This is a genomic window from Streptomyces altiplanensis (assembly GCF_053591575.1).
This window is the reverse complement of the sequence record NZ_JBSFUB010000055.1, coordinates 1-25,349: the sequence shown is the minus strand read 5'-3', so window position 1 is coordinate 25,349 and position 25,349 is coordinate 1. Positions and strand designations below refer to the sequence as shown.

At 68.0% G+C, this 25,349-nt stretch carries 26 protein-coding genes and 5 pseudogenes; 16 read left to right on the top strand and 15 right to left on the bottom strand.

From position 1 onward, the window contains the following. Positions 1-30: 30 nt before the first annotated feature. Positions 31-1,320 (top strand): sensor histidine kinase, encoded by a 1,290-nt coding sequence (locus tag ACWD0Y_RS22805; RefSeq protein WP_450262152.1) that lies wholly within the window; start codon positions 31-33, stop codon positions 1,318-1,320. After that, complete coding sequence (locus tag ACWD0Y_RS22800; RefSeq protein WP_450262151.1) at positions 1,317-1,979, top strand: response regulator; 663 nt, start codon at positions 1,317-1,319, stop codon at positions 1,977-1,979. Before ACWD0Y_RS22805 ends, ACWD0Y_RS22800 begins: the two co-directional genes overlap by 4 nt. On the opposite strand, the gene ACWD0Y_RS22795 is transcribed toward ACWD0Y_RS22800, so the two are convergent. Further along, positions 1,963-2,574 (bottom strand): hypothetical protein, encoded by a 612-nt coding sequence (locus tag ACWD0Y_RS22795; RefSeq protein ID WP_450262150.1) that lies wholly within the window; start codon positions 2,572-2,574, stop codon positions 1,963-1,965. The two genes, ACWD0Y_RS22800 and ACWD0Y_RS22795, sit on opposite strands and share 17 nt — an antisense overlap. Before the next feature lie 122 nt (positions 2,575-2,696). Here ACWD0Y_RS22795 and ACWD0Y_RS22790 point away from each other — a divergent pair, with 122 nt between their 5' ends. Next, positions 2,697-3,707 carry a HEAT repeat domain-containing protein gene (locus ACWD0Y_RS22790; protein WP_450262149.1) on the top strand — a complete coding sequence of 337 codons (1,011 nt, stop codon included), beginning with the start codon at positions 2,697-2,699 and terminating at the stop codon, positions 3,705-3,707. Between the two features lie 175 nt (positions 3,708-3,882). On the opposite strand, the gene ACWD0Y_RS22785 is transcribed toward ACWD0Y_RS22790, so the two are convergent. Both ACWD0Y_RS22785 and ACWD0Y_RS22780 read right to left on the bottom strand, forming a co-directional pair. Beyond that, complete coding sequence (locus ACWD0Y_RS22785; protein ID WP_450262148.1) at positions 3,883-4,548, bottom strand: hypothetical protein; 666 nt, start codon at positions 4,546-4,548, stop codon at positions 3,883-3,885. 141 nt (positions 4,549-4,689) lie between these two features. Beyond that, complete coding sequence (locus tag ACWD0Y_RS22780) at positions 4,690-4,902, bottom strand: hypothetical protein (protein ID WP_450262147.1); 213 nt, start codon at positions 4,900-4,902, stop codon at positions 4,690-4,692. 96 nt (positions 4,903-4,998) lie between these two features. Between ACWD0Y_RS22780 and ACWD0Y_RS22775 the strand changes: the two genes are divergently transcribed. The 6 genes and pseudogenes from ACWD0Y_RS22775 (at position 4,999) to ACWD0Y_RS22750 (ending at position 8,586) form a co-directional block, all read left to right on the top strand. Beyond that, a complete protein-coding gene (locus tag ACWD0Y_RS22775) occupies positions 4,999-5,499 on the top strand; it encodes a cupin domain-containing protein (RefSeq protein ID WP_450262146.1) in 501 nt (166 codons plus the stop codon). Positions 5,500-5,556: 57 nt separating this feature from the next. Then, positions 5,557-5,763, top strand: a pseudogene (locus ACWD0Y_RS22770) (proton-conducting transporter transmembrane domain-containing protein); the annotation flags it as partial. A 109-nt stretch (positions 5,764-5,872) separates the two neighbouring features. Beyond that, positions 5,873-6,841 carry an AraC family transcriptional regulator gene (locus ACWD0Y_RS22765; protein ID WP_450262145.1) on the top strand — a complete coding sequence of 323 codons (969 nt, stop codon included), beginning with the start codon at positions 5,873-5,875 and terminating at the stop codon, positions 6,839-6,841. Positions 6,842-6,882: 41 nt separating this feature from the next. Further along, a complete protein-coding gene (locus ACWD0Y_RS22760; RefSeq protein WP_450262144.1) occupies positions 6,883-7,692 on the top strand; it encodes a dioxygenase family protein in 810 nt (269 codons plus the stop codon). A 107-nt stretch (positions 7,693-7,799) separates the two neighbouring features. Next, complete coding sequence (locus ACWD0Y_RS22755; RefSeq protein ID WP_450262174.1) at positions 7,800-8,111, top strand: TetR-like C-terminal domain-containing protein; 312 nt, start codon at positions 7,800-7,802, stop codon at positions 8,109-8,111. 1 nt (position 8,112) lies between these two features. After that, positions 8,113-8,586, top strand: coding sequence for a hypothetical protein (locus ACWD0Y_RS22750; RefSeq protein WP_450262143.1), 474 nt, complete (start codon positions 8,113-8,115; stop codon positions 8,584-8,586). Positions 8,587-9,121: 535 nt separating this feature from the next. Here the strand turns inward: ACWD0Y_RS22750 and ACWD0Y_RS22745 are convergent. The 4 genes from ACWD0Y_RS22745 to ACWD0Y_RS22730 form a co-directional block, all read right to left on the bottom strand. Beyond that, a complete protein-coding gene (locus ACWD0Y_RS22745) occupies positions 9,122-9,553 on the bottom strand; it encodes a hypothetical protein (protein WP_450262142.1) in 432 nt (143 codons plus the stop codon). 38 nt (positions 9,554-9,591) lie between these two features. After that, positions 9,592-9,963 (bottom strand): nucleotidyltransferase domain-containing protein, encoded by a 372-nt coding sequence (locus tag ACWD0Y_RS22740; protein WP_450262141.1) that lies wholly within the window; start codon positions 9,961-9,963, stop codon positions 9,592-9,594. Next, the gene (locus tag ACWD0Y_RS22735; RefSeq protein ID WP_450262140.1) at positions 9,960-10,403 is read right to left on the bottom strand and encodes a hypothetical protein; all 444 of its coding nucleotides are present in this window, start codon (positions 10,401-10,403) and stop codon (positions 9,960-9,962) included. The genes ACWD0Y_RS22740 and ACWD0Y_RS22735 overlap by 4 nt, the downstream gene beginning before the upstream one ends. Before the next feature lie 1,203 nt (positions 10,404-11,606). Continuing rightward, complete coding sequence (locus ACWD0Y_RS22730; protein ID WP_450262139.1) at positions 11,607-11,903, bottom strand: hypothetical protein; 297 nt, start codon at positions 11,901-11,903, stop codon at positions 11,607-11,609. Between the two features lie 97 nt (positions 11,904-12,000). On the opposite strand from ACWD0Y_RS22730, the gene ACWD0Y_RS22725 reads away from it, so the two are divergent. Continuing rightward, entirely contained in the window at positions 12,001-12,888 is an 888-nt protein-coding gene (locus ACWD0Y_RS22725) for a hypothetical protein (RefSeq protein ID WP_450262138.1), read from the top strand. Between the two features lie 849 nt (positions 12,889-13,737). On the opposite strand, the pseudogene ACWD0Y_RS22720 reads toward ACWD0Y_RS22725, so the two are convergent. Next, a pseudogene (locus ACWD0Y_RS22720) lies at positions 13,738-14,386 on the bottom strand (nucleotidyl transferase AbiEii/AbiGii toxin family protein). Between the two features lie 12 nt (positions 14,387-14,398). After that, the gene (locus ACWD0Y_RS22715) at positions 14,399-14,692 is read right to left on the bottom strand and encodes a hypothetical protein (RefSeq protein WP_450262137.1); all 294 of its coding nucleotides are present in this window, start codon (positions 14,690-14,692) and stop codon (positions 14,399-14,401) included. A gap of 384 nt (positions 14,693-15,076) precedes the next feature. On the opposite strand from ACWD0Y_RS22715, the gene ACWD0Y_RS22710 reads away from it, so the two are divergent. Then, complete coding sequence (locus ACWD0Y_RS22710) at positions 15,077-15,745, top strand: hypothetical protein (protein ID WP_450262136.1); 669 nt, start codon at positions 15,077-15,079, stop codon at positions 15,743-15,745. Positions 15,746-15,843: 98 nt separating this feature from the next. Then, complete coding sequence (locus tag ACWD0Y_RS22705) at positions 15,844-16,002, top strand: hypothetical protein (RefSeq protein ID WP_450262135.1); 159 nt, start codon at positions 15,844-15,846, stop codon at positions 16,000-16,002. Positions 16,003-16,506: 504 nt separating this feature from the next. On the opposite strand, the gene ACWD0Y_RS22700 is transcribed toward ACWD0Y_RS22705, so the two are convergent. The 4 genes and pseudogenes from ACWD0Y_RS22700 to ACWD0Y_RS22685 all read right to left on the bottom strand — a co-directional run bounded on the left by ACWD0Y_RS22700 (position 16,507) and on the right by ACWD0Y_RS22685 (position 19,549). After that, the gene (locus tag ACWD0Y_RS22700) at positions 16,507-17,157 is read right to left on the bottom strand and encodes a hypothetical protein (protein WP_450262134.1); all 651 of its coding nucleotides are present in this window, start codon (positions 17,155-17,157) and stop codon (positions 16,507-16,509) included. A gap of 362 nt (positions 17,158-17,519) precedes the next feature. Continuing rightward, positions 17,520-18,209 (bottom strand): response regulator transcription factor, encoded by a 690-nt coding sequence (locus tag ACWD0Y_RS22695; protein ID WP_450262133.1) that lies wholly within the window; start codon positions 18,207-18,209, stop codon positions 17,520-17,522. After that, positions 18,206-18,703, bottom strand: a pseudogene (locus tag ACWD0Y_RS22690) (sensor histidine kinase); the annotation flags it as partial. The gene ACWD0Y_RS22695 and the pseudogene ACWD0Y_RS22690, both read right to left, overlap by 4 nt. A 246-nt stretch (positions 18,704-18,949) precedes the next feature. Then, the gene (locus ACWD0Y_RS22685) at positions 18,950-19,549 is read right to left on the bottom strand and encodes a transposase (protein ID WP_450262173.1); all 600 of its coding nucleotides are present in this window, start codon (positions 19,547-19,549) and stop codon (positions 18,950-18,952) included. On the opposite strand from ACWD0Y_RS22685, the pseudogene ACWD0Y_RS22680 reads away from it, so the two are divergent. Next, positions 19,494-19,963, top strand: a pseudogene (locus ACWD0Y_RS22680) (transposase); the annotation flags it as partial. The gene ACWD0Y_RS22685 and the pseudogene ACWD0Y_RS22680 sit on opposite strands and share 56 nt — an antisense overlap. Before the next feature lie 129 nt (positions 19,964-20,092). On the opposite strand, the gene ACWD0Y_RS22675 reads toward ACWD0Y_RS22680, so the two are convergent. Continuing rightward, positions 20,093-20,839 (bottom strand): phosphotransferase family protein, encoded by a 747-nt coding sequence (locus tag ACWD0Y_RS22675; protein ID WP_450262132.1) that lies wholly within the window; start codon positions 20,837-20,839, stop codon positions 20,093-20,095. A 164-nt stretch (positions 20,840-21,003) separates the two neighbouring features. On the opposite strand from ACWD0Y_RS22675, the pseudogene ACWD0Y_RS22670 reads away from it, so the two are divergent. Both ACWD0Y_RS22670 and ACWD0Y_RS22665 read left to right on the top strand, forming a co-directional pair. Beyond that, positions 21,004-21,596: pseudogene (locus ACWD0Y_RS22670) on the top strand (reverse transcriptase N-terminal domain-containing protein); the annotation flags it as partial. A 14-nt stretch (positions 21,597-21,610) separates the two neighbouring features. Further along, positions 21,611-21,865 carry a hypothetical protein gene (locus ACWD0Y_RS22665; protein ID WP_450262131.1) on the top strand — a complete coding sequence of 85 codons (255 nt, stop codon included), beginning with the start codon at positions 21,611-21,613 and terminating at the stop codon, positions 21,863-21,865. A gap of 770 nt (positions 21,866-22,635) precedes the next feature. On the opposite strand, the gene bdeA is transcribed toward ACWD0Y_RS22665, so the two are convergent. Continuing rightward, complete coding sequence (gene bdeA / locus ACWD0Y_RS22660) at positions 22,636-23,499, bottom strand: bis(hydroxyethyl) terephthalate hydrolase (protein WP_450262172.1); 864 nt, start codon at positions 23,497-23,499, stop codon at positions 22,636-22,638. A gap of 765 nt (positions 23,500-24,264) precedes the next feature. On the opposite strand from bdeA, the gene ACWD0Y_RS22655 reads away from it, so the two are divergent. Next, on the top strand, positions 24,265-25,302 hold the full coding sequence (locus tag ACWD0Y_RS22655; RefSeq protein ID WP_450262130.1) for a recombinase family protein: 1,038 nt from the start codon (positions 24,265-24,267) through the stop codon (positions 25,300-25,302). The last annotated feature ends 47 nt before the right edge of the window (positions 25,303-25,349 follow it).

Sequence of the window (25,349 nt, the reverse complement as noted above, 5' to 3'; positions counted from 1 at the left end):
CCGTGATGCTGAAATCGACAGGGACGTGTGATGACCGAGGCGGCCTCAGAGCCGGGCAATGCCCACCCGGTTCGCTACCGGGACCACGTGCAGCGGACGAGGACGGCCGTACGGCTGACGAGGTACACCGACCTGGCTTCCGTGCGAGCAGTGCGACCGGGGAGAGCTGCCCGGCGCTGGCGCCTCCGGCTGCCGCCCATGGTGTGGGACTCGCTGTTGCCGGCGCTGCTCCTGCTTAACATCATGACCACGCGCGCCCCGCAGGAGCTCCCGGTGGCCGTGGCCCTCACCGCCGCCCTTGCGCTGCCCCTGGTGTGGCGGCGGCGGGCCCCGCTCACGGTGTTCGGCGCCGTGGCAACCGCGGCCTTCGTCCAGTGGCTGGTGGACGTCCAGCTGCCAGCGGACATCGCTTTGCTGGTGGCTCTCTACACGGTGGCCGCGAACTCGGGCCGGCGCGGCGCGCTTGTCGCCTGTGCCGTCGTGGAGGGCGGGGCTCTGCTGGCCTGTCTGCGCTGGGCGACGGAAGGCGCGCTCCTGACCTCCTTCGTCGCGGTGACCGCAATGGTCGTCGCCGCCGCCGTCCTGGGGGTGAATGTGCGGACCACGCGCGCCTACCTCGCGGCCCTGGAGGAACGGGCCGCACGCCTGGAGCAAGAGCATGACCAGCAGGCGCGGCTGGCCGTCGCCGAGGAAAGGGCACGTATCACCCGGGAGATGCACGACCTCGTCACCCATAACCTGTCCGTCATGGTCGCGCTCACCGACGCCGCCGTCTACGCACAGCACCGGTCCCCCGACAAGGCCACCACCGCGATGCTCCAGATCTCCGAGACGGGCCGACAGGCCCTGACCGACATGCGACGTTCCTTGGGCATCCTGCGGACCGACGAACCGGACGCGGAGCGCCACCCGCTGCCCGGCATCGCACAACTGGCAGCCCTCGCCGACCAGATGTGCGCCGCCGGGCTGCCGACCCGCGTCGAGGTCCAGGGCGGCCACACCCACATACCCGCCACCGCACAACTGACCGTCTACCGCCTGGTGCAGGAAGCCTTGACCAACACCCTCAAGCACACACCCCCCGGCACACACGCGAAGGTCCGGATACAGTGCTCAACCGAGACCGTCACAGTGAACGTCACCGACAGCGGCCCCCGCCCTCCACTTCCCGGCGCCACACCATCCGGCCACGGCATCCCCGGCATGCGCGAGCGCGCGGCCGCTTACGGGGGGACGTTGCAGGCCGGACCGCTCCTGGGCGGCGGCTGGGGAGTCCACACCCGCCTCGACCTCGGCAGCAGCGGAGCGGCGTCCGCATGACGATCCGCATCCTGATCGCCGACGACGAAGCGCTGCTCCGTATGGCCTTCAGCACGGTCCTGGAGACCCAGCCCGACATGGCACCGGTCGGCGAAGCCGCAGACGGCGTCCAGGCCATACGCCTCGCCCGGGACCTGCGCCCCGATGTCGTCCTCATGGACGTCCGGATGCCCGGGACCGACGGGATCGAGGCAACCCGGCAGGTCATCCGGATCTCCCCGCAGAGCAGAGTGCTGATCCTCACCACCTTTGACCTGGATGAATACGCCTTCGCCGGACTCAACGCCGGTGCCTCGGGCTTCCTGCTGAAAAACACCAGGCCCGAGGAATTGCTCACCGCGATACGGAGCGTGGCCGCGGGCGACGCGGTGGTCTCCCCGCGGATCACCCGCCGTCTGCTGGAGAACCTCCGCCCGCACATCCCCGACGGCAGCAGCGCCGACCGCGACGAGCGGCTGAGCCGCCTCAGCGCCCGTGAGCGCGAGGTGCTCATCCAGGTGGGCTGCGGCCTGTCCAACACCGAGATCGCGGCCACCCTGTACCTCGCGGAGGCGACCGTGAAGTCCCACCTGGGGCGAATACTGCAAAAGCTCGAACTCCGCGACCGGATACAAGCCGTGATCTTCGCCTACGAAAGCCGCCTCATCCACCCGGCATGAGGTCGGCAGGGAGCGATTCGACACCGAGTTCGCCCAGGCGGTCAAGGGCACCGGCATCGAGCCGCGCTCTCAAAAAACGGACCACAACCGCCGCGAAGCGGTTGAGCAAGGCCGCAGCCCGCAAGCCGATCAGCGCGCTGCAAGTACCTGATCTGTTCAGCATCATCTGACCCGTACTCACCCGACAGCCTGCCTGAGCCTCATACCCAAGGCGGTCCGGCCCCGGAATCATACGTACATCCTTCAGAGCGAGCGGTTCAAGGACGTTCCGATCCACTACAGCACGACGTACCGGGACGACCCCGAGGGTGTGGCCGAACGCGCGGAGATGTCGAAGGAAAAGCGGGCGTTGCTCAAGGAACTGAGGAAACTGTCGGACGACGAAGTCAGACAACGCATGACAGAGCAGTGGAGCAAGCAGTTCAAGGATGACCCGGCGCGGCTTCAGAGGGCGTTGAACAGGCTCGAGGAAGATCCAGAAAAGAATCTCATCAAACAGATCAAAAAAGAGCTCGATACCCAACGCAAGGAGACCAGGACCGAGAAGGAGCGGGCGATAACTACCGAATTCGACCGGCACGCCGATGTTCTCCAAGAATTCTGGGGAAGCTCCACCCCCAACCGACTAATCCCAGCTGACCAGGTTCCGGAATATTAGAGAGAATCCGTTCGGGGGCGGCCCTCAGCCACCCCGCAAGCACAACTAGGCTGTGTCCCATGCCCGATACCATCGATACGCTCCTGCAAGACCTGGCCAACAGTGATCGCAGCATTCGGCACGCCGCAGCGGACGGCCTGGTCGCGCTCGACGCGCAGGCCGTCGATAAGTTGCTGCCTCATGTGGGCGGAACGGAGTCGTCCACTCTGCAGCGGGGTGCCGAGGCCGTCCTGAGCCGCTTGGGTGACGAGGCGCTGCCACGTCTGCGGGAGATCCGTCGTGAGGGCCCCGGGGGTTTGCGCGGCAAAGCCCTCAAGGTCCTCGTCGATCTCGGTGGCGAAGCATGCCTCGACGAGGCCGACCGGAGGGCCTTGGAGCGCCTCGTCCGTATCAAGCTCCTGAACGAGTTGCCGGTTGAGCTCCCCATGGAGGCCGGCCGCTGGCTGGCCTTCCCCTCGAACCGGCTCGACGAGGCCGTATCGGCTATCGGTCTTCACGACCTCCGGCCTGCCACCAGCCGCATGGGCGTCGCCGCCGCCACCGACGCCACCGATTCCGTGGAGTTCCAGGATTCCCGGGGTCACATGGAGACTGCCTACCGGGTCTTCATCACCCCGGAGTTCGAAACCTCGCGGACAGAGCTGGAGTTCAAGAACTGGCGCTTGTTGTGGGGAAATTCGTTCCTGGACGAACTCGATGGTTTCGCCCTTGCCCGCAAACTCAGCGAGCATTGCACTGAGGCCCACTTCTACGTGATCGACCCTTACAACGACTCGGAAGCCTGGTATGTCGCCCAGAACGGGCACCTGGTACGCAGTTACGGCACCTACGGCGATCCGCAGTTCGAGGGAGAGCCCCTGCCCTTCGAGGCCAGTTACCGGGAAGACGCAGTGGACGAGGACGAGGCCGAGGAGTACGCCGAGGGCGTTCCCTACGCAAGCACAGCCGCCGACCACCTCTCAGTGGAACCCGGCCCGATGCTCGCGGAGAGTACGCACGGCCATGGGTGGCTCGCCACCACCCACCCAGCAGTACCCAATACACGCTTCAAAGGCGCTCTGCCCGTCTGACACCCCTAGCTCGAGTTTTAACCTCGTATCTCTCCGGAATGAATTGCGGCCTGGCGTGTTGGTCAAGCCGAAGCCTGATTGAGGGCTGGCGCGGGTTGTGGAACACCTGCGGCAGGGACGTCCGCTTCACCGGTGTTCCACAACTCCCCCATACGCTCACGTCCAGGTGCCTTCCTCAGTGAATACGCCGGGTGTGGGCGAGCAGGCCGGTGCCGCGCACTGGCGTCTGAGGTGTCAGCCCGAGCGGGCTGATTCCCAGCGCCGCAGCGATCTCGGGGGCCATGTCGTGCGCGCCCCACTTCCACTCGTCCTCAGCTTCGCTGCCCCTGGTGTCCTCGTCCCAGGTCGGCGAGAGTCCCAGTTCCTCCCGGCGGGCCCTTTCCAGCGGGAGCGGTTGTCCCAGGGTGAAGACAGCGTCTTCGTCGGGCACCCCGGTCTCGCAGTACCGCCGCACCACGGTGCCGTGCTCAGCGATGAGCCAAGCCGACCCGTCGGCCTGCATCCCGTAGTAGTACGCCTGCGCCTGGCCGTACCGGCTGCTGAGATCGGTGCACAGGTGCAGCATCTCGTCGCTCGATTCGTCGTCGCACGGATCGCACCACGGGCCGATCACCAGCGTCCACCCGTCGAGCTCGGGGCTCACGTAGACCCGGGCAAGTCCGTCGGTCCCTCCGTGACCGTCCTCGTCGATGACGGCAGCGGCTTCCGCAAACGTCACGGACATGGACCGGGTAAGCCCCAGGGTTGCCATGACTCCCGCCTGGTCGCCGGTCGGTACCGCAATCCAGAACAGCCAGCATGTATGCAGAGGCTGCGGCTGGTCGTCCGTCAAGGTCTGCACAGCCACACGATGTCATGACGGGATACGCGCCCGGATCTGAGGTTAAAACTCAAGCTAGGGGGCGGTGGGTCATCAAGGTGTTCTCCATCTGTGAGCGGAGTGAGGTGAGGGTAGTCACAGGGAGCCGACTAACTGTCATGCTCAACCGCAGCCGCTCACGGCCCCCGCGCTGGCAGCCAGCCGCGCGAACCCCGCCGGAAGCGACGCTCCGGCGGGCAGGAGGGCCAAGGTCGGCAGATTCTCCGCGTCCAGCCCCAGGGCAGCCTCCACCAGCATGGCCTCACGCTCCACGCCAGCCAGGCCGGAGTCACCTGCGGACTCCCCCTGCCCCGCTGCTTCTTCCGGCTCGCCCATATTCGTCCCGCCCCTCTTTCGACGACCTTCTGTCCAGGACCGGAGCGCAATCGGCCACCACGTCTCCCTCGGACACCAGGCCCCGGGGCCTGGGCGGTGTCATCGACCGCTCTGGCCCGTCCCTACCTCCGCCGCGAGGCCGAGGGCGATGCGCTCTGGTTTCTCGGCAGCCTTGTCACCGTCAAGGCCGCGGGAGCCCAGGCCCGTGGTCGGCTGACCGTCGCGGAGTTCCTCAACCCTCCCGGCTTCGCCCCGCCACTCCCCCGCCATCTCGAAGAGGACGAGTTCTTCTACGTGCTGTCCGGCACTGTCCGCTTCCACTGCGACGGTGACACCTTCACCACCGGTCCCGGCGACTTCGTCCATCTGCCGGTGGGGCTGTCGCACACCTTCGTCGTCGGGCCGGACGAGCCGCTGCGCGCCCTGCAGATCACCACGCCGTCCGGCTTCGAGCACTTCGCGGCCGCAGTGGGTGAGCCTGCCGGGGAGCGACGGCTCCCGGATCCGGCGCCGCTCGACCCGGCCGTCCTCGGTCACGCCGCCGCCCGACACCACCTGGAAATCCTCGGTCCGCCTCCGGCCGCAGCACCCCACTGAAACGGACCGCGGTGCGCTGCCGGGCCCCGGGGCGCACCGCATCCGAGGACCTCGGCGTTGGCGAGGTGGCCGTCGCCCCTCGTGGCCGCCGTGTTCGCGGTGTTCCTGCTGGCCTTCGCCGGTATCCCGCTCACCTCCGGATTCTCGGGCAAGTTCGCCGCCTTCAAGGCGGCGGCCGAGGGCGGCGCGGGGACGCTGGTGCTCGGTCTCGCACCGCAGTACTTCCTGGGCCTGGCCGGCCAGGCGGGGGTCTTCGTCCGCTGACCCGACGGCGCTTCGCAGGGCCCGGCCTCCCGGAAGGGGTGCCGGTCCCTGCTCGCGCGTGTCATCGTGGCCGGGAATTGGTCTGGACCTTACGGAAGGGAACAGGACGATGCGTGGCACCACCGTCTTACCCGGCACGCCCTGCACCGCACCCGCGGAGGGCGTGCTGCCCATGCACCGCCTCGAAGTGCCCATGCCCAACGCGCTGCCGTTCGCGATCGGCAGCTTCGACACCATCGGCCCGATGTCCCGTGCTGCCTTCCCGCACCGGCACACCTTCTACGAGATCGTCCACGTCACCGCCGGGACCGGCACGCACGTGCTGGACCTGGCCCGCTGGGAGCTGCGCCCGCCCCACCTGTGCGTCATCGCGCCGGGCCAGGTCCACCACTGGGAGGACGCGGAAGGGCTCGACGGCACGGTGGTGCTGTTCACCGAGGACTTCCTGCTCGACCACCCCGGCGACCGGGACGTGCTGCGGGGCTTCGCCGGACGCCCCTGGCTCACGCTCGACCGGCCCGACCACGAGCGGACCGGGCGCCTGCTGGCCGACCTCCAGGAGGAGTACCGGCGTGGTGCCGACGGATTCGAGAGCGTCCTGCGCGCCCTGCTGCACATCCTCGTCGTGCGCGCCGCCCGGCTGCCCGCCCCCGGCGCCGCCACCGCCCAGGCGCCGCCCGGCACCACCCGGCCGGGTGCCGTCGCGGAGGCGTTCGCCCGGCTGCTGGCCCGTACCGATCCGGACCTGTGGTCGGTACGCGCCTGCGCCGCACACATCGGTGTGACGACCGGCTACCTCACCGAGGCCGTCAAGGCCGCCACCGGCCGGACCCCGGGCCAGCTGGTCCGGGAGGCCCGCACCCACGAGGCCAAGCGGCTCCTCGCGCACACCGAACTGACGGTGCGCCAGGTGGCGGCGCGCGTCGGGATGGCCGATCCGGCGTACTTCTGCCGCTTCTTCCGGCGGGAGACCGGACTGAGCCCCGGCACGTTCCGCCGGGGCGGCGAGGCACACGGCGACGGTATTCACCACGACCACCGGATCGAGTCCATCGCCCGCCCGGAGCCGGCTGCGTAGGTTCGGTGCCGATCCCCGACCGCCCCCCATGAGGAGCAGGCATGGACGGACACCCCAGCCGAAAGACCGTGCTGCGCGCCGCGCTCGCCGCGGGCGTCACCACACCCGCCGCGCTGATGGGCGTGCCGGCGCTGGCCCGCACGGTCCCCGCGAGCGGCACGACGAACGACCCGGCGCCCGAGCTGACCCCCACCTGCGACGACGGTGACGACCCCACCCCGCCGCAGATGGAAGGGCCCTACTTCAAGCCGAACTCGCCCCGGCGCACCTCGCTGCTGGAGTCCGGCACCCCCGGTGTGCGCCTCACCGTCACCGGGTACGTCTTCGGGCTCGCCTGCCGCCCGCTCGGCGGGGTGCTACTGGACTTCTGGCAGGCGGACGTCAACGGCGCCTACGACAACGCGGGCTTCCGGTTCCGCGGCCACCAGTTCACCGGCGAGGGAGGGGCGTTCACGCTGACCACCATCGTGCCGGGGCTGTACCCGGGCCGCACCCGGCACCTGCACGTCAAAGTGCAGGCTCCCGGCCGCCCGGTGCTCACGACGCAGCTCTACTTCCCCGGCGAGCCCCGCAACAACACCGACGCGCTGTTCGACCCCCGGCTCCTGATGACGGTGCGGGACGCGGGCGGCGCCAGGGAGGCGGCGTTCGACTTCGTGCTCGACGTGCCGCAGACACCGGGTCCCGGGCCCACCCCGCCGCCCGGCGGTACCACCTGGAAGGTGGGCACCGCCTACCGGCCGGGCGACCGCGTCACGTACGGAGGAGCGGCGTACGCCTGCCTCCAGGGCCACACGGCGCAGCCGGGCTGGGAGCCCCCGAGCGCGCCGGCCCTGTGGCGGGCCGGCTGACCGGTCGGTCCCCGGTGCCGGGGGCCGGCCGACCGGTCAGGCCCCGGTGCCGGGGCAGCGGACCCGGGGGCTCCACTCGGTGGACCTGACCTGCCCTTCGGGTTCCGCTGGTCCCCGCGCCGACGGCCGGGGGGCGCGCATGCCTCCCCGCTCCGGAGGCCGGTGACGAGGAGGACCGCCGCGTCAGCGAAGAAGCGTTGCAGGTTCTGCTCGACGTCCTCGCCGGTTTCGGCCTGCCCGACGCGCGCGTAGTCGACTCCGCACGGGCGCTGCGATCAGCACTTCACGGGTTCGTCACCCTTGAGGGCGCCAGCGGCTTCGGGATGCCCCGCGACGTCACGCGGAGTTTCCACTTCCTCATCGACACCCTGATCGCCGGCTTCCAGGCCGATCCTCCTGATCACGCCTCCGAAGGATGACATGGCCGCCACCGATCCCTCCCTGTCCACCCCACAGCCACCTGTGAACGGGAAGACACTGGCCGAGCCGGTGCCCGAGGCGTCCTTTGCCGATCGAGGCCAGGAGGCCGCCGTAAGCACCGTGAGGACCGAGACGAAACAGCCGGGGCACGACTACGTCCGAGGCGGCACGCGCGTCGCCGGCGAGATGACCGCTTGGGTGTGCACCCCCTGGGCCCTGTGGTCGCACTCCATCCCGCCGGCGATCGGCGCCGTCCTGCTGCTGATAGGGCTGCCTGCCGTCTTCAGCACCCCGGGCGACCGGCCCGGCACAGACGCGCCCGTGGCAGTGCCGGGCATCGTCACCATCCTGCTGACCGTGCTCCATCTGGTGGCGGCAGCAGCGTCTGCGTGGGCGCTGTGGGGGACATGGATCGCCGCAACGGTGACCGGCCTGTGCCTGGTCGTGCTGTTCACCGAGCTACCGCGCTGGTGATCCCTGTTGAGTGCGACCCACGATCAGGCTGAGCGCCGCGGTGGGCCGGTGACTGCGCAGACCTGAGCTCTGTTTTGCCTTACCGACGTGACCTGTGCTCTGCCCCCGCTCTGCACTACGGGGACGATTCGGGCCCCCGCCCGGGCCACCGCCCCGCAGAAAGTCTGGCACCGCTCACATGGCGCCACGCTTCCCGAGGGGCCGAACCGCAGCAGGCGGCAGGCCGGAGGACTTCAGCCGGTGAGGGCGTCCTTGATCTTCTCCCTGCCCTGGCGGCCTCGCCCCAGTCCTGGCCCGGGTCTCCTTATCGGCAGCCATCGCACCTTCACGCTCTCCGGTTGGCCACCGCCAAGGCATGTCGTCACCACCAGGAACCTGATCGGACATCCCTCCACCCCCGGCTGCGCCTTGTGCAGGTGGTGACTGTCCGCCTTGGCTTCATCCATCCCGACACACCGATCAGGCACACACGAATGGATGAAGCAGGCTCCCCGGTCCCCCATGGGACACCGGGACTCGGTTATGCGCGTTCCGGTTACGTGCGAGGCGTCGGCTCGATGAGAAGTGCGTCCATGGGCTTGGTGCGATGGGGGCGCAGCACTTCCAGCCAGGTCACTCCGCCGTCCAGGAGACGCCCCATGGATCCGAAGCCGTTCCATCCCAGATCGACGAAGCAGCCTTCTGCCAGCTGAGCCCGGTCGAACAGCCGCTGACCGTGCAGCGTCACCTCGCTGAGGTCGACGCCTCGCTGCTCCAACGCGACCAGGACGCACGTCGCCGCCCGGCGCAACGGGCTCGTCTCCACCCAGCGCCGCCGTACATGCCGGGCGGCTTCAGGGTCCTCAATGCCTCCATCCAGCAGCCTCAGTGGCGTGATGCTGATCTTACCCTTCGCATGCCGGCCGAACAGCTCGATCCGTGCCGGGCGCGGCACCGCGCTCTCCAGCCCTTCGAACTCTGTGAGCATGTGGTCCCTGAGCGCGGGCCCGGCTTCCGGGTCCGCTGTCAGGGAGGCAAGGCGTTCGCGAGCCGGGGAGAACGGCTCGCCTTTCCGCCAGAGCAAGAGCAGCTCGAAGCCCTCGTCCAGCAGTCTGCTACGCCACGGAACTGGAAGGAGATCCCCCGGGTCCGGCCCCGCAATGCCTGCCTCATTCCCACGTACGCGTCACGCCCGTTGATCGACGCATCCAGCAACTCGCCCAGCCAACGCTTGTCCGTGCCGTGCTCGATGACGACGTCGACATCGTTCGGCTCCAGCGCCCCGCGCGCGTACGAGCCGAAGACATACACCTCTTCAACCAGGCCCAGCGGCCAGGCGCCGTCCTCGAGCCGTGTGATCATGTCCGCCAGCAGTCGCGTCGCCCGCTCGCGCTTCACCCGGCCACGCCCTCGGCATACGCGGCACGGAATTCCTGCGCCACCACGAAAACAGAACCCGGCACCGCACGCGGCTTCCCGTCCTGCCACGTCCGCCCAATCACCTCCGCCGCGGCCCTCCCCCGCTGCAGCTCGTACTCCTCAACGGCGGCGGCGAACTCTGCAGGAATCTCCCGCCGGTCCACTACACCCGCCACAGCAACCTGCGGGAAGGAACCACCAAACGTCTGCAGCTTGGTCCATCCCAGGGACCGGCCGGCCTTACGCATCGCCGAGCGAATCAGAGCGACCCCGCCCAGCCCTTCCGCCTCATCAACACCGAGCCGGAGCTCGTACGACCCTCCGAACCCCCCACCGCCCGGCGGACACGACCGAAGCAACAACGGCACCAGGACGGCAACAAGACGCTCATGACGCGGATCACCCGCAAACGACGGCATCCACCGAGCGTAGCCAGACACGACACGGCCCCACCCGGTGTTTCGCCACACCCACCCACAGGAGCGACAAGCCTCCCACCCACCAAACGACACCACCCTTCACCAGCAAACCGACACTCAGATATCGAGCACAGCCCAGGTCGGCGCCAGTGAAAACTATGACGCACACCCAAGGCACATCACACGACGCCCATCACGCTCTCCGCCCGCCGCCGTGACGGGCGGCTCATGGACAACGGCAAGCTGTGTGCCCGCTACCAGGGCTCCAGCCGCACCGCCTGTGTGCAGATCATCAACCGGAACTGACCCGGCCGCACACGGCGGGCCGGCCTGCTCCAGGAGCAGCGCGAACAGTTGGCCGGTCTCGGAGCCGACTGGGCGGTAGTGGGTGCCCGCTGACGGGCCAACCGTTCCAGAAAACTGGAACGGCTGGCCCGGGACCGGGACTGGTTGGCCGCGTGTGAGACAGATCGTCTCGGGTTCGCTGCCGCGCTGGAACTCGGTGTGGCGGCGGACCTCGTCTGACTCCGGAACCTTCTGCGTCCCGGCCTGCTCGAGCCACTCCTGCCGCCTTGACCGGAGCGGTCTCCGGGGCCGAAGCAGGTGTCGGACCGGCTCTGTCTCCAGGGCGTCCTGTTCGTCCTCTACAACGACATAGCGTGATAACGCCTGCCGCTGGAGCTGGGATTCGGCTCGGGTCAGACGTGCTGGCGACATCTGGACCGGTGGCAGAAGGCAGGGATCTTCGACCGGCTGCACCAGGTCCTGCTCGCAGAGCTGAACGCGGCCGGCGAACTCGACTGGTCCCGGGCATGCGTGGGCGGCTCCCACATCCGGGCAAAAAAAGGGGGTGCCGACACCGGTCCGTCGCCGGTCGACCGGCGCAAGACCGGCAGCAAGCACCACTTGATCTGCGACGGGCGCGGCACCGGCCTTCGCCCTGCTCCACCCCTTCAAACGCCTCACCGTCCGATGGGAACGACGCACCGAACCCCACGACGCCTTCGTCTCCCTCGTCTGCAGCCTCATCTGCTACCGACGCCTCGAGAAGGCTCACTCGTGATCGTGTTACGAGCTCATAGGGCGTGCAGATCAGCAATAGCCGTAGACGGTTGGACGTCCACGGCCCCATCCGCATCGCACCACTGACGTCGTCGGCGGTCTGGACGATTGCCTTCACAGGCAGGACACTTGACAAATCCATCATGCGATTATGTGCGCCTCAAGGGGGATTTCGTGGATCCGCTTGCCTATGCAGCCGCTGTAGCCGCAATCGGTGGAGCAGCAGGACCAGTCACTGCCGCAGCGCTCGAAGGAGCGAGAAGAGTTCGAATGATCATTCGAAGTCGCACGGGGCGTGACGTTGAAGATGCCGGAGGGGCGACCGACGATCCGGCTGTTCAGGCGACCATCGGCGATCTTGCCTCTTTTCTGGAAGGAGCAATGACCGAAGACCCTGAACTTCGCCGCCTGCTGCGGGAATCGATTCCGGAGCGGCACGGAAGCACTGTCTACAACACTACGACTGGTGACGTCCGCGGGGTAGTTGCACCCGGCGGCAGTTTCGGCGACCTCCACTTCGGATCTGGCCAATAGCGTGACCGGCGACCGCCCCTATGGCGACCCCAACGAAGAGGGGCGCACGTACGAAACGCACATATTTGGCGAGGTAAGAGGGGTGGTCGCACCCGGTGGGATCATTGGCTCTGTGCACCTTGGTGACGACTCTTATGCAGAGCGCATGCGATTGGTCGCCCTGGACAGGGCAGAACCCTTCCAAGAGCGTTACAAAGCCGCAGAAGAGCTCATCCCTTATGGGAGAAGATATCGCGACACTGTCATTGTTGCACTGAATGGGATTCTAGAAGAAGTCAAATTCCTCGAAGTGACTGCCGATCCACCCGACTTCAATGCTCTGGGAGGCTGGGAATACGCCGTCGCCACGAAGCTCGAAATAGTCGGCGAAAAGGAATCGGCGGCCCGACTTTACGAAGAATTATATCATCGCCATCCCCAATACAGGAGCCGGGCAGCGCAGGCTCTCACTCTCCTTGGTGAGCTAGAAGCACTATCCGTCTCTAGGTCCGAAGTGATGGTGAGGAATGAGGCTTGGAACTGGCAGCTCTATTGCAGCCAGCGCATGGCGGCGGTTTTGGAATGGATCTCCATGCCCAAAGGTGCCGTACATTCGACGCTTGCCGCACGCATTCTGATGTCCGCAGCACTGTGGGACGCCGTTGCTCAAGACTGGTCGAACACCGCAGACGACGAGAGGGTGCTGGAAACGTTTGAGCGGCTTGCACCAGAACACTACACGGTGATTGAAAAGAGCTTTAGGCGGGCCCGCGCCATTGAGCAGGATCACTCGCGCTGGGCAAAGCGCATCACAAGCTCTCGCACACACTGGAAACCTCCAAGGTGCCTGCGGAACTGGGTCAAGACACCTAGGCTGCTCAATAGAGAAGAACGGCACCGGGGTCTTTAGAGCTCGTAATGACGGTCGGCGTGCGAATGACATGACTGTTTGTCGCTCGTGTCAGCACCAGCTCGTCACTGCCTATCAATGTGAACTACCAGGTCGTTGGGGCTACACCGCTGACAACCAGCTGCCGAACCTCCACTGAAACTCCTCGTAGACCATCAGCACGACCCCGGTACGTCAATGCAAAAGTGCGATGTACCGCCTTCATGACAGTGAGCCACCTGTGGATACACCGCTTCACGTCAGCCACCGAGACACAAAGCACCACCTCGTGTCAGCAGCCAGCCATTGCCCTGCACCAGAGACCTGCAAGGAAACGCCCTCCCTGATCAACCGTCACTGCCACCAGCTCACCGACATGAGGCCGACACATCGCACCCGTGACCGTGAAGCTGGGCGTATGGGTATCGAACACGAAATCGAGGAGGGGCCAGCTGGACGCCGGCCAACTCGCCGCCCTCGCGAAGCGAAGCTCGGCGTGGACTGGGCGAGGCCGGTGGCGGCCCCCTAGGCCGCCCCGGACAGCCTCTGACCGCTTCCAGCGCCGCGACCGGGCCCCGGGCCTCTTGAGGTCCAGGGTCCAGTGCTGTGCTGTGCTGTGCTGTGCTGTGCTGTCTGGTGACTCTCGCCTCGTTGTGCTGGGCATTCTCACGAGGCGTCCATGGCCGTCTCGGCACGTGCCGAGGAGCTAGCGCTCAGGACCCGTTTCCATGGACGCCAGAACGAAAAGGCGCTCGGGCAACGAAGTGAGAGTCAGCAACCTGCAGGTCCACATGCGCCTGCATCTGCTGAGCACCTGGGCGTTGTGGCCACACTGGGGTGCTGAGCGCCAGTTCTGCGGGGAACCGGCCGTCATACCTCGTTGTCGTGGTTGTACAGGCGCTGCTCCAAGTCGCTCGCCCAATGCTGGGCCCACGCGCGCAGCTCGGCCGTCTCTTCTGCGGTGAGGCCGTACGCCGTGAACTCGTCGTTGTCGGCCCACTCCGCGCCGATCAGTCGGTCGCGGAGGTCGTGCAGGCGAAACTCGTCGCGGTCGTGCCGCCTGCCGAGCCGTTCCAGCTCATTGCTGATGCGGGGGCGGGAGGCTGCGTGTACGTCGATCAGGTCGCGGACGGCGCCGCGGTCGGCGGGGGCGCGGACCTTGGTGCCGATGACGGAGTCGAAGGCGAGGGCCGGCCCGTACTCGGTCTGGGCCAGGGTGTCCAAAAGTGTTCTTTGAGGACATCGGCCTCGCACTCCTCGTCGGTGTCCGGGTCCTCGGCGATCAGGCGGGCCGACAGTGCGTCCACATCGATCACGCGCACTTGCCAGCCCCGCGAGACCAGGCCCTGCTCCAGGCTGACGATGACCTGCGCCATCGGAGCCGGGTTTTCGGTGGCGACGTCGAGATCCTGGTTCAGGCGCTCGACGAAACCGTGCGCCTGGACGGCGTACCCGCCGGTAAGGACGAGAGGGAAAGGGAGCCGATGTCGATGACGGCGGCCAGGAGCCGCCGGCGCAGGCCGCTTTAGTTTCACACGGCGGCTGATCCCGCGGTCGGCAGCTCGGGGAAGGCTTCCTCCCAGACCTCCCGCAGGTGCCTGCTGACCAAGCTACGCAGGCCAGGCCACTGGGCCAGGAGGAGGTCGCGGTTCAGCAGGGTCACGATGTCCTCGTGCTGCCCCTCGGCCAGGACAGTGCGGTACAGGCTCATGCGAAGGCGTGGGCGCTCCAGGTCGTAGGCGCGCAGTCCGGACCAGGCGACGTGCAGCGGCAGCTCGACCACAGCGTTTTTCGGGCCGGCGAGCTGGTCCAGCGAGGCGGGCAACCGGGCCGCCTACCGGGCGTGCAGCACCTCGGCGGCCGGGGACGCCGCACCTGTGGAGGAGAGCATGGCCATGGACCCGATTGTCCCCCGTCCCGCCCGTCTCCGGAATCACACAGGAGCGCAGCCGACCCGGTGCGCGGTCCGCGGTCCGCCCCGGGCGGGACCGACATCAAGCGCCCCACATCGTCTGCTGGTGTGTCCCCTCCCGATGTGACGGCCCCCTTTGGGGACACAGAACCGGCGCAGGCCCTGGGAAGTGCCCGCCGGGTCGCGTGAAGTGGCTCTTTGTGGCCCCGGGCTTCCCCTCCGGATGTCTCTGGACGGCGAGTGAGATCATGAGGGCCGGAAGCGTCGCCGCGCGGCGAGGCGGGGGAAGGACAGAGCGTGGGCCAGGGGCGGATGACGTTCAACGTGCGGTACGGGACGCCCTTTCCGGTCGTCGTCCGCCACGGCGACAGCGAGGGACACGAAGGGCACAGTGCCATCGGGCTGCTCTGCCGCGTGCCCGACGGCCAGGCAGGCGCCGCGCACCCCTGCGCCCGAACCTTCGACGTCATCGGTGAGAGCCAGAGCGTGATCGCCCGGGTGTCGACGGAGGAGACAGGTTCGCGCGTGAGCGGACGCCCTGCCGTGTACCGGGTCGATGACCCGTACGGCGCTCGGCTGGGCCGGATCACCTACCGGCGCGGACGCGCCCTGCGCGGCGCCCGCGCGCGCTGGACCGTCGAGTCGGTGACCAGACACTGCGTGCGCGGCTACCGTGGGCGCCTGTTCTGGTGGGCGTTGTGGTGGCCCGTCGGCCTGCCCGTGAGCCTGGTGTGGCTGATCCTGTCCCTGCTCGGCGAGGGCGACGACGCCTTCGGCAAGCCGCGCAGGGTGATCTGGCGCGACAGCTCGCGCCGGGCGCACCTCGTCTTCCGAGGGGTCGCAGACGAGTACCGGGTCCTCAACGGGGACTGGGATCCCCGGCTGGTGGCCGCGCTACTCGGACTGCACCAGTCGTACGACCCGTCCGAAGGCAGCGGCGAGAACGGCTGGTACGCCAGACCCTGAGCCTGCCGTCTGACAGTCCGCTCCGCTCAGGGGCGGGTCAGTCGAGCCGGTCCGAGAGCCAGTGCGCGCTGGAGCTGTCTGCGGCGCCGACCAGCGCCATGACCGGCACCCTGCTCAACATCGACGGCGCCGCCTGCGCCCACCACGACGGCGACAGCGAACAAGCCTGTCGCCGCACGATCGCCGCCCTGACGGTGCTGCCGGCCGGCCACCGCACCGGCCGGTCCGCCGCCGCGCTCCAAACCTGTACGAGGTGATTCCCGCCCCCACCACGAACGCGCCGCCCAGGAGCTGTGGGACGTCCTCACCGCTCGACGCCGACCTGCGAGCGGCGGGCCCGCTGCCTTTGTACGGGGCCACCGACGGTCCACAGGTCGCCAGGGGCACGGTCCGACTTGCTGAAGGAAGGCAGTGGCTGGAGCACTTCTACCTTGCTCCGCAAGATCAGGGCCAAGGGCTCGGATCCGCTGCGTCGCGCACGGTGCTGGAGCGAACGGAAGCGCTGGGCATGGCCGTGGCTTTGAACGTCGCGCAGGGCAGCGCCTCTACAAGTGTCATGGATCCGAATGTGGGTTTGCCGTAGGGCAAGCAGTCCGCAGACTCCCGGGATGGCGGCGCGCCATCGGGCGCCCGTCAAGGCGGAAGACGGGGCCATCGAAGTGGCCGCGATGACGACGAGGTAGGCCATGCCGTGCAGCGAGCCGACGAGCTTCGTGATCGCTTGCGTGTGTGGTGAGCAGGTTGACCAGCAGAACCGCCTTTCAGAGGGCGACGGGCCACCGCCGGGCCAGGCCGCGGTAAGGGCGGAAGCTCGGAGTGGTTTCGGCCGGTTCGGCCTCGTGTGCGCTTAGGACGTAGAGACGCTGCCCGTCCTCGCTGATGTGGAAGTGCTCAGCGATCACCTTGCATGGTGTGGCGGCGGCGCTCCGAGCGGCCAATTCGTCGGCGAGTTCACGGGCGGTTGCGGAATCTTCGGTGTCGTAGGACGCCGCGGTGAAGTATCGAACGGCAGCCTCACGCAGGGCGATGGAGCGATAGAGCGCATAGCGGCCGGGTGGGCCGGCTGTGAACAGTCCCTGGATCGCGTTGCCGAGGGTCTGCTGGCTGTGGGGATTGGCAGCGAACGCCCGGTGGGCGTCGCTGTTGGCCCACTGGGCATAGTTGAGAATCGTTCGGCCGTCGGTTCCTTCGAGGCAATAGCGCGAGAGATAGGCGGCGGGAAGTCGGGTGTTCTCCCAGGCGTCCATGACACCGCTCATGACTCTTTCCTGCTCCTCACAGCCTTGGGTGTGCCATTCGGAGATGAGGACGAGACCCGCGTCCGGACGGGTGGGATCGGGCAGGGCGGCTGCGGCGAGCTCAAGATCATTGGCCATGGTGACGTGTCCGATCTCGACTGTGGTAAGGGTCACGGAATTCATTATCGATCTCCCGCACCGTACTGTCGGCCTGCGAGCCGTAGCCCTTGGCTGCCATCCGGCTGGCAGTGCCCGGGGGCTGCCGCCCCAGCGGGTGCCCTACTTTCTTGTCGTGGGTTCGAACTGGTCATTCGTAAGATCGGCGGGGCCCAGGGGCTTTGGGTATGGCTGTCATGCGATAGCCGTCCGATGGCTGGAAAGGCTTGGCCGCCCGGAGCCCCGCGACGACCCGACCGCTACCGGTTCGATCAACGATTACCGCCCATCCGATAAGTCGCTGGGTACGGCCTGCGTTCACTCCGCCACCCCAGCAGACCACCGGCCGCGGGCCAGCCATTTTCCCCCCACCCACACCATCAGGCGACACCAGTACCACCCGAAGACTTATGCACCGTCCCCGGAGTTACCAACCCCGACTCGTACGCCACGATGACCAGTTGCGGCCGGTCACGTGCCCCGAGCTTGCCCATGATGCGGCTGACGTGGGTCTTGGCGGTCAGTGGGCTGAGGTCGAGGGCGTCGCCGATCTCCGTGTTGTTGAGGCCGCGCGCGACGAGGACCTCGCGCTCGCGGTCGGTGAGGCAATCGGGGCCGGTCTCGGGCGGCGTTGCCGTGGGGCTGCGCAGGAAGCGGGCGATGAGCCGGGAGGTCGGTCCGGGCGAGAGGAGGGCGTCCCCGTCGGTCACCGTGCGGATCGCCTCGAGGAGTTCGGCAGGGCGCGTGTCCTTGACCAGGAAGCCGGAGGCCCCGGCGCGCAAGGCCTCGACGAGGTTCTCGTCCGTGTCGTAGGTGGTGAGCACGAGGACTTTCACTCCGGCCAGATCCTCGTCCGCAGCGATCAGCCGGGTGGCCTCGATGCCGTCGAGGTCGGGCATGCGGATATCCATCACCACCAGGTCGGCGCGTTCCCTGCGGGTCAGTTCGACAGCCTCCCGGCCGGTGGCGGCCTGGCCGACGACCGCCATGTCCTGGGCGGACTCGACGAGCATCGCGAACGCGGCCCGAACGAGCGTCTGGTCGTCGGCGAGCAGTACGCGGATGGTCACGGGTTCCCTCTCAGCGGCAGTACGGCACTGACTTCGAAACCCTTACTGGGAAGCGTCCCTGCGTCCAGCGTTCCGCCCACACTGCGCGCTCGCTCGCGCATGCCGACGAGCCCGAATCCGGGCGAGCCGCCGCCTGTACCGATTCCGTCGTCCGTGACGGTGACCCGCAGGGCGCCCTCCGCGGCACGCACCCCGATCCGGATGTCGAGGTTCCGCCTGCCGCCGTGCCGTACGGCGTTGGTGAGGGCCTCTTGCACGATCCGGTAGGCGGCCGCACCGACGGCGGGCGGTACGGCGTCGGTGGTGACCGTCAGATCCACCTCGGCCCCGGAGATCCGGGCGGCCTCCGCGAGGCTTTCCAGTCCCTGCAGGTCTGGCAGCGGGTCACGGACGTCGTGGGCGTCGTGCGCGCGCAGCACCTCCAAGGTGGTGCGCAGTTCACCGCGGGCGGTGCGGCAGGTCTCGGCGATGTCGTCGAGGGACTTGGCGGTTGTCGCAGCACATTGTGCAACAGTCAGGCGCAACTTGGCGCGGTTCAGGCTCGAGGGCTGGAAGGCCGTGCGGTGGCACGGTCAGGGATGCCGTGCCGCCGCGTCACTCACCCTCGCGCCGCACCACATATGTGCCCGCATAGAGCTTCTACGCACTGCCTCGGCGCCAAGGTGACCAGTGCAGGACGTGATCGACGGGTGTGGGTCGGCAGTGGGTGCGAGGTGCCTCCGGAGTGTGGATACAGGGGTTCATGCCGCGAGTGAGGGTTTAGCTGTCCTGTGGTGCTGCTGTTCGAACTCGATCGGGGAGAGGCAGCCCAGCGCGCTGTGGCGTCGGCGGGCGTTGCAGCAGGTGAGCCATCCGAAGATCTCCAGCCTCGCCTGGCGGACCGTCGAGAACAGCTTCCCGTGCATCGTCTCTCGCTTCAGGCCCTGCCAGGAACGCTCGGCCAGGGCGTTGTCATGGCTCGAGCCGGCCCTTCCCATGCTCCTGCGGACGCCGTACCGGTCACAGACCTGCGCGAACGCGGCCGACGTGTATGGCGATCCGTGGTCCGCGTGGAAGATCACCCCGGTGACGTCACCGCCGCGGGCCGCGACCGCGCCCTGGAGCGCGTCGATGACGGGCCCAGCCTGCATGTGTGGGGCCATCGAGTAACCGAGCATCCGGCGCGAGCGGATGTCGATCACGCAGGCGAGGTAATGGCTCCTAACAAAAGGAGGCTTCTGAACCTCCAGGAATGATGGTGTGTCAGTCCTCGTTGATACTGGCCGAGGGGGCGAGGCAGTCGAGATGAGGAAGACCGCTGCCAGGCCGTGGGAGATCGACGACGAGTTGTGGGCGCGCATCGAGCCGTTGCTGCCGGTCGTCCCGCGCAATCCGCGGCGTCAGGGCGTAAGCGTCTGGACAGTCGCAGGGTGCTGTGCGGGTTCCTGTTCGTGCTGTACACCGGGATCCGCCAACTGATCCCGCTGATCCCGCTGATCCAGGCCGTCCCGCCGATCCGCGGCAAGCGCGGCCAGCCACTGCGCCGCCCCAAGCATCTGTACGCCGACCGCGGCTATGACCGCGAGGTCTACCGGAACAAGGCCCGCCGGTTCCAGATCACCCCGCACCTTACTCGGCGCGGCACCGGGCACGGCTCCGGCCTGGGCGTGTACCGCTGGGTCGTGGAAGGAGCGATCGCGCTGTTGCACTGGTTCCGCCGCCTGCGGATCCGCTGGGAGATCCGCGACGACATCCACCACGCGTTCGTCACCCTCGGCTGCGCCGTCATCTGCTGGCGACGACTGCGCACCACACTTGGTGGAGAGTCAGGGCGGACGATCGCCCCAGGGGATGGCCTGCTCGATGCGTCAGAACGCATACGTAGCAGCCGTACCCGCGCAGCCTCACATCCGGGATCTCAGCACGTCGACCTCACAGCCCGGAGCGAAGGGGTCGAAGCCGTGCTCGATCAGCCAGCGAACTGCCAGCAGGCTTCGCAACGACCACCACGCGTGAATCACGTCAAGGTCGACGTCGGCGCCGTAGCCGGCGAGGACGTCGTCGAGGTGCTCCTGGTGTCCGAGGGTGAAGGTGGCGAGGTCGTACAGAGCATCCCCCTGGCCCGCCTCGGACCAGTCGATGATGCCCGTCACCTCGTCGCCGTCGACGAAGACGTGCGCGATCTGCAGGTCACCGTGCGTGAACGCCGGAGTCCACGGCCGGAGCGCGGCCTCGGCGACCCGGCGGTTGCGGGTGACCAGGTCAGCGGGCAGGAGGCCGTTCGTCACGAGCAACTCGCACTCGTCGTCGAGTTCCGCCGCCAGCGCGACGATGCTCCGGCCGGCCCGGCCCGGCCGGGGCGGCAGGGGCGCTTCGTGCAGCTTCCGGATGGCGGCGCCCGCCGCGGCCCACGCCGCCGACGACCCGGCCGACGACCCGCCGAGGCGCCCAAGCGTCGTCCCCGGGAGCGCGGCGATCGCGAGCACGGGCGGCTTGTGCCACAGGACCTCCGGGGTCGGGACCGGCGCGAGGGACATCGCCTCGACCTCGACATCGATACGCGCCTGATCGGCGTCCACCTTCAAGAACACGTCACCGACGCGCAGAGTCGCGCGCTCGGAATGGGCGACGACGACTTTCACCTCATCCATGGGCGACCAGTATCCCGGGGATGATCGCCCACGTCGCCAGATTTATCGCATGCGATTACACAGCCGGCCGTGTCCCGCTACCCGACGGCCTCCTGCACGACACCGACCCCTGACCAGGCCAAGCCCACCACTTTTGTTAGGAGTCCTTACTCGACTGGCACGGCATCGACTGGGCCACCTGCGAGGAGAGCGTACGGCGGCTGAGGCAGAGGATCTTCAAGGCGACGCAGGAAGGGGACCTCAAGAGGGTCCGCAACTTGCAGAAGCTCATGCTGCGAAGCCGCAGTAACACGCTGGTCAGCGTGAAGCGGGGGACGCAGCAGAGCAGTGGTCGCAAGACCTCTGGCATCGACGGGGAACGGGCCCTCACGCCGAAGGCGCGAGGGCCCTGGCGGCCGAGATCCATCGGTCGTCGAAGCCCTGCAAGGCCAGGCCGGTCAAGCGAGTGTTCATCCCGAAGAGCAACGGGAAGCAACGGCCGCTCGGCATCCCGGTCATCCGTGACCGGGCTCTCCAGGCCCGCGTGAAGAACGCCCTGGAACCTGAGTGGGAAGCACGCTTCGAGCCGAGGTCGTATGGCTTCCGGCCCGGCCGCAGCTGCCAGGACGCGATCGCAGCGATCTTCTGGACGGTGAAGGGCAAGAACCCGAAGCGTCTATGGGTCCTGGACGTGGACCTGTCGGCGGCATTCGACCGCATCGACCATGACCACCTCATGACCATGCTCGGACAGTTCCCCGCCAGGGACCTGATCCGCGCGAGGAGCCGTCCATGTTCCAGAACCCCACCGTGCCGCTCGCCCCGATGACGCCGGACGCGGTGCTCAGCGCCTTCAGCTACCTCCGGACCATGGAGGCCGGCGACACCGAAACAGCCGCCGGGTTCGCCAGCGCCGATCCGCGAATGCATCGGCAGCTCGTGGACGTCGCCAAGCGGATCACCGTCCCCGTCACCGCCCTGTGCGGCATCGACCCGGACCCGTGCGAGACTCCTTCGCCCTGGAGACCGTCGGGCAGGTCCTCGTGACCACCCTGGGCGGCTGAGCGTCGCAGGCGGGTCGAATGCGGCGGAGGGAACCGCCCACACGGTCATCGCTTCGTCAGGCAGGTCCTCACCGAGGAAGAGTGCGGTGAAACCGCCGCCGGTGTCCTGCGACAGCTGGAGGCCGTCGGCGTGGGCCAGGCCCTCGATGCGCACCCCGCACCGGCCGGTGCGCACTCGGTGCGCCCGACCACCGCGTAGCACGCACCCGGGAGAGCGGTGGCGCGCACGGTGCGCACCACCGCCCGACAGATCCACCGCACCGCACCAGATGTGCCCCAGCGGCGGGCGGACCCCCTATCACACACCCCCTTGACCACGGCCTGACCGGCGGCCCGAACGTGCTGCGGCAAGGAGAAACGTGCCGGGCGGCACACCTGGTCAAGCGGGCCGACGCGCGCCAGGCCGAACCTGGTCAAGGGGCAGTCGACGATGCGTGCACCGGTGCGGAACATCGGGTGCGGTGCACCGAGTGCGTGCGAGAGTGCCGGGCATCGTCGGGTGGTGCGCATCCTGCGCGGTGGCGGACATCGCGGTGCGCACCGGAGTGGAGGCCATTCGGTGGACGATGTCCGGCATCGTCACCACAGCCAGGCGGTCACAGTGCCGCCCTCTAGACAGGGCACGCGCGTCGCGGCGCGCGGCGGCGTTGCCGATCCGGTTCTGCCAGGAGCGGGGCCGGCGCGACTGCCCGGCGGCAAGGCGGCGCCGCCCCGCAGCCGGAACGGGGCCGGGCGAGCAGTGACTTCAGGGCTTCAGGAAGTGTGCGGGCAGTTGCCGCGGTACTCCCGGATGGTCAGGCTCGGGCGCGGCAGTGGGCACAGGAACTGCTCGTAGCGGGTGTCGTCGTCGATGAACCGCTTGAGCCAGGCGATGCTGTACCTGGCGATGGTGGTGTCGGAGAGATTCGGCGTGAAGTGCGTGGCGCCGTTCAGCTCCAGGTAGGCCCGGTCCAGCGAGGACGGCATGCTCTGGTAAAACGGCTCCGAGTGCGAGGACACCGGGGCTACGGTGTCGCCGTCCGCTCCGATGACCAGCGTCGGAGTCCGCAGCTCGGGCCAGGTCTTGTCGAGGTTCCATCCGGTCAGCGGGATCGCGGCCTTCAAGGACGGCCGGCTCTTGGCAGCCTCCAGCGTTCCACCGCCGCCCATCGAGTGACCCATCACGCCGAGCCGGGTGGCGTCAACCCGGTCGCGGACGCTACTACGCTGCGTCAGGTAGTCCAGCGCCGCCAGCAACTGGCGTCCGCGGCTGGCCGGCTGGTCGTAGGTGCTGGTGGTGTCGATGGTGAAGACGACCAAGCCTTGAGAGGCCAGGCGCGGGCCGAGCCAGGCGATCGAGGATTGCCGTGCGGTGTAGCCGGGGGAGATGGCCACCGCCCCGAAGGTGCCCTCGTCGGTAGTGGTCGGGTAGTAAATGGTGCCGCCGCCGAAGCCGGTGACGGAGAACGAGGAGACCGAGGCGCGCGAGACGGCGTATGGGCCTCTTGCCGCCTCGATGCTCGCCTGGGTGGGAACGGGGCCGCGCTCGTAGGGGTTCCCCGCGGCACTGGCGTCCGGTGACAGCAAGGTGGCGAGCCCGGCAATGGCCGCCATGCCGGCCAGACCGGCCGTCAGCATGCCGAACCGACGTCGGCGGTGCCGATGGCGCTGGGGGGTGTCCGTGATCGTCGGAGCCACGGATCTGCGGGCGAAGAGCTGCACGAGTGTTCCTTTCATCGTGGTGGACGGCAACAGCAGACGTAGTGACAGGGCGTGAGGGACGGCTCCATGCCACAGGCCCTGACGCGTGTCACCAGGCCGTCGTTCACCGGGTCTGGAATATAGGCGGAAGAGGAAAGCCAGGACGCGCGCCTGCGGAGTCCCGCTCACCGTCTGATACGGATAGGTGCTCAGACAAGCGACCGTACGGTTACCGAACGTAGACCAACAGGTCGAATGCACGTTGGGTTGGCCCGGTTCACCCCCGAAACCACCCTTCGCTTATGAAGAAATTTGTTGGATTCTGCGTGTTTCATTTCACATGCGGCGTCTCATATTTTGGACACCAGCGGTCGGCGTTACGCCCACCGGTCTCGGCAGGTGCAAGTGGGGTGGCGGGCACCTCGTGCGGGATCAGTGCGTCACCATCCTGGATGGCTGTGGCGTGTTGGCTCCACCGCGCTCCGGCAAGCGTCCAAGCCCAACGGCCCTGGTGCTGATCGGTCGTCAGTCTCTGTCCCGACAGGACCAGTTCCCCGACCTCCGTCCGGTCCTCGATGCCGTGGCGGCCTGGACCTGCCATCATTTACCGACAGGCAACCGACGCGTCCAATGAACCCGTGCAGTCCGGGGATCCGCGGCGGCCCGAATCCAATCGGATCCGATGGTGATTGCTGACAGGGCTTGACGACAGATAGGGCCCGATCCTCCGTACGGAAGGGGCCCCTTGGTGGCGAATCTGGTCTACAAGCGGGTCTCGACCGACCAGCAGTCGACCGCACGGCAGAACCTCGTCCTGGACGAGGCCGGCATCGAGACCCGGTCGTCTTCGAGGAGGCCCCGGGCACCTCAAGCCGCCTCCACCCCCTCCAGCGCCCCGAGTTCCACGAACTGCTCACGTACGCGCGGCCGGGCGACACCGTCCACAGCTCCGAGATGTTCCGCCTCCTCCGCGGCACCGGACACATCCTCGACGTCCTGCACCGCGAGCAGGTGGCACTGCGCATCCACGACGGCGCGCTCTCCGCGAGGGACCTCATCGCCCGCCACCCGCGCACCAGCGAACTGCCGTCCACCGTGAAGTTCATGGTGCTGGCCCTCGCAGCCGCCGGCGAACTCCAGCGCGACCTCCAGCGCGAACTGATCTACGACGGACTGCGCGCCGCCGAGGCCAAGGGCAACAAGGGCGGACGCCGCCTCGCCGTGGCGGCTGACAAGACCGACGCCGTCCGCACCGCGTACCTGGAAGGCCACTCCATCGCCGCCCTCGCCCGCGACCACGGCGTCAGCCGCAGCGCGATCCGCACGGCTGTCGCCGACCTCCTGCCCGACCACACCGCCACCGAGGAAGACACCCCTGCCCCGGAACTGCCGGTCACCCTCGACATGCCGGGCAAAGTCGCCGACTTCCTCCGCTCGGCCGACCTGGAGCCCGCCGAGCGGGCCGCGCTCGACCAGGAAGCAACCGTTGGGCGCGGCCAGGGCTACACCCTGCGCGTGACCGCTGTCCCGCCGTGCACCGTCAGCTCCTCGCCCGCTGCCAGCCGCTCGACGGCAGCCAGGGCGTCCCGGCTGTTCCGGCCCAGCGCAAGGCCCGTCGCGAGTACGAGAACCGCGTCAGCACGCTCGCGCCAATCGGACCATGATCGTTCTCAGCGCCAACCACTGTACCGATGTTCCAAGCGCCGCCAATTGCATCGGATGCGAACTGGCGACAGTTGATGTGTCGGCACCAGCAAGGGTGGACGACGCCTCGCTGAACAGGGACG

Excerpts from the sequence above, each read along its gene's own strand:
- ACWD0Y_RS22805 (WP_450262152.1), top strand. The coding sequence starts at position 31 with ATGACCGAGGCGGCCTCAGAGCCGGGCAATGCCCACCCGGTTCGCTAC.
- ACWD0Y_RS22705 (WP_450262135.1), top strand. The coding sequence starts at position 15,844 with ATGACCGGCACCCTGCTCAACATCGACGGCGCCGCCTGCGCCCACCAC.
- ACWD0Y_RS22760 (WP_450262144.1), top strand. The coding sequence starts at position 6,883 with ATGGACGGACACCCCAGCCGAAAGACCGTGCTGCGCGCCGCGCTCGCC.
- ACWD0Y_RS22735 (WP_450262140.1), bottom strand. The coding sequence starts at position 10,403 with ATGCCGTCGTTTGCGGGTGATCCGCGTCATGAGCGTCTTGTTGCCGTC.
- ACWD0Y_RS22800 (WP_450262151.1), top strand. The coding sequence starts at position 1,317 with ATGACGATCCGCATCCTGATCGCCGACGACGAAGCGCTGCTCCGTATG.
- bdeA (WP_450262172.1), bottom strand. The coding sequence starts at position 23,499 with ATGCTGACGGCCGGTCTGGCCGGCATGGCGGCCATTGCCGGGCTCGCC.
- ACWD0Y_RS22780 (WP_450262147.1), bottom strand. The coding sequence starts at position 4,902 with ATGGGCGAGCCGGAAGAAGCAGCGGGGCAGGGGGAGTCCGCAGGTGAC.
- ACWD0Y_RS22765 (WP_450262145.1), top strand. The coding sequence starts at position 5,873 with ATGCGTGGCACCACCGTCTTACCCGGCACGCCCTGCACCGCACCCGCG.
- ACWD0Y_RS22790 (WP_450262149.1), top strand. The coding sequence starts at position 2,697 with ATGCCCGATACCATCGATACGCTCCTGCAAGACCTGGCCAACAGTGAT.
- ACWD0Y_RS22675 (WP_450262132.1), bottom strand. The coding sequence starts at position 20,839 with ATGGATGAGGTGAAAGTCGTCGTCGCCCATTCCGAGCGCGCGACTCTG.
- ACWD0Y_RS22745 (WP_450262142.1), bottom strand. The coding sequence starts at position 9,553 with ATGCTCACAGAGTTCGAAGGGCTGGAGAGCGCGGTGCCGCGCCCGGCA.
- ACWD0Y_RS22685 (WP_450262173.1), bottom strand. The coding sequence starts at position 19,549 with ATGCGCGCCCACAACTCGTCGTCGATCTCCCACGGCCTGGCAGCGGTC.
- ACWD0Y_RS22750 (WP_450262143.1), top strand. The coding sequence starts at position 8,113 with ATGGCCGCCACCGATCCCTCCCTGTCCACCCCACAGCCACCTGTGAAC.
- ACWD0Y_RS22665 (WP_450262131.1), top strand. The coding sequence starts at position 21,611 with ATGTTCCAGAACCCCACCGTGCCGCTCGCCCCGATGACGCCGGACGCG.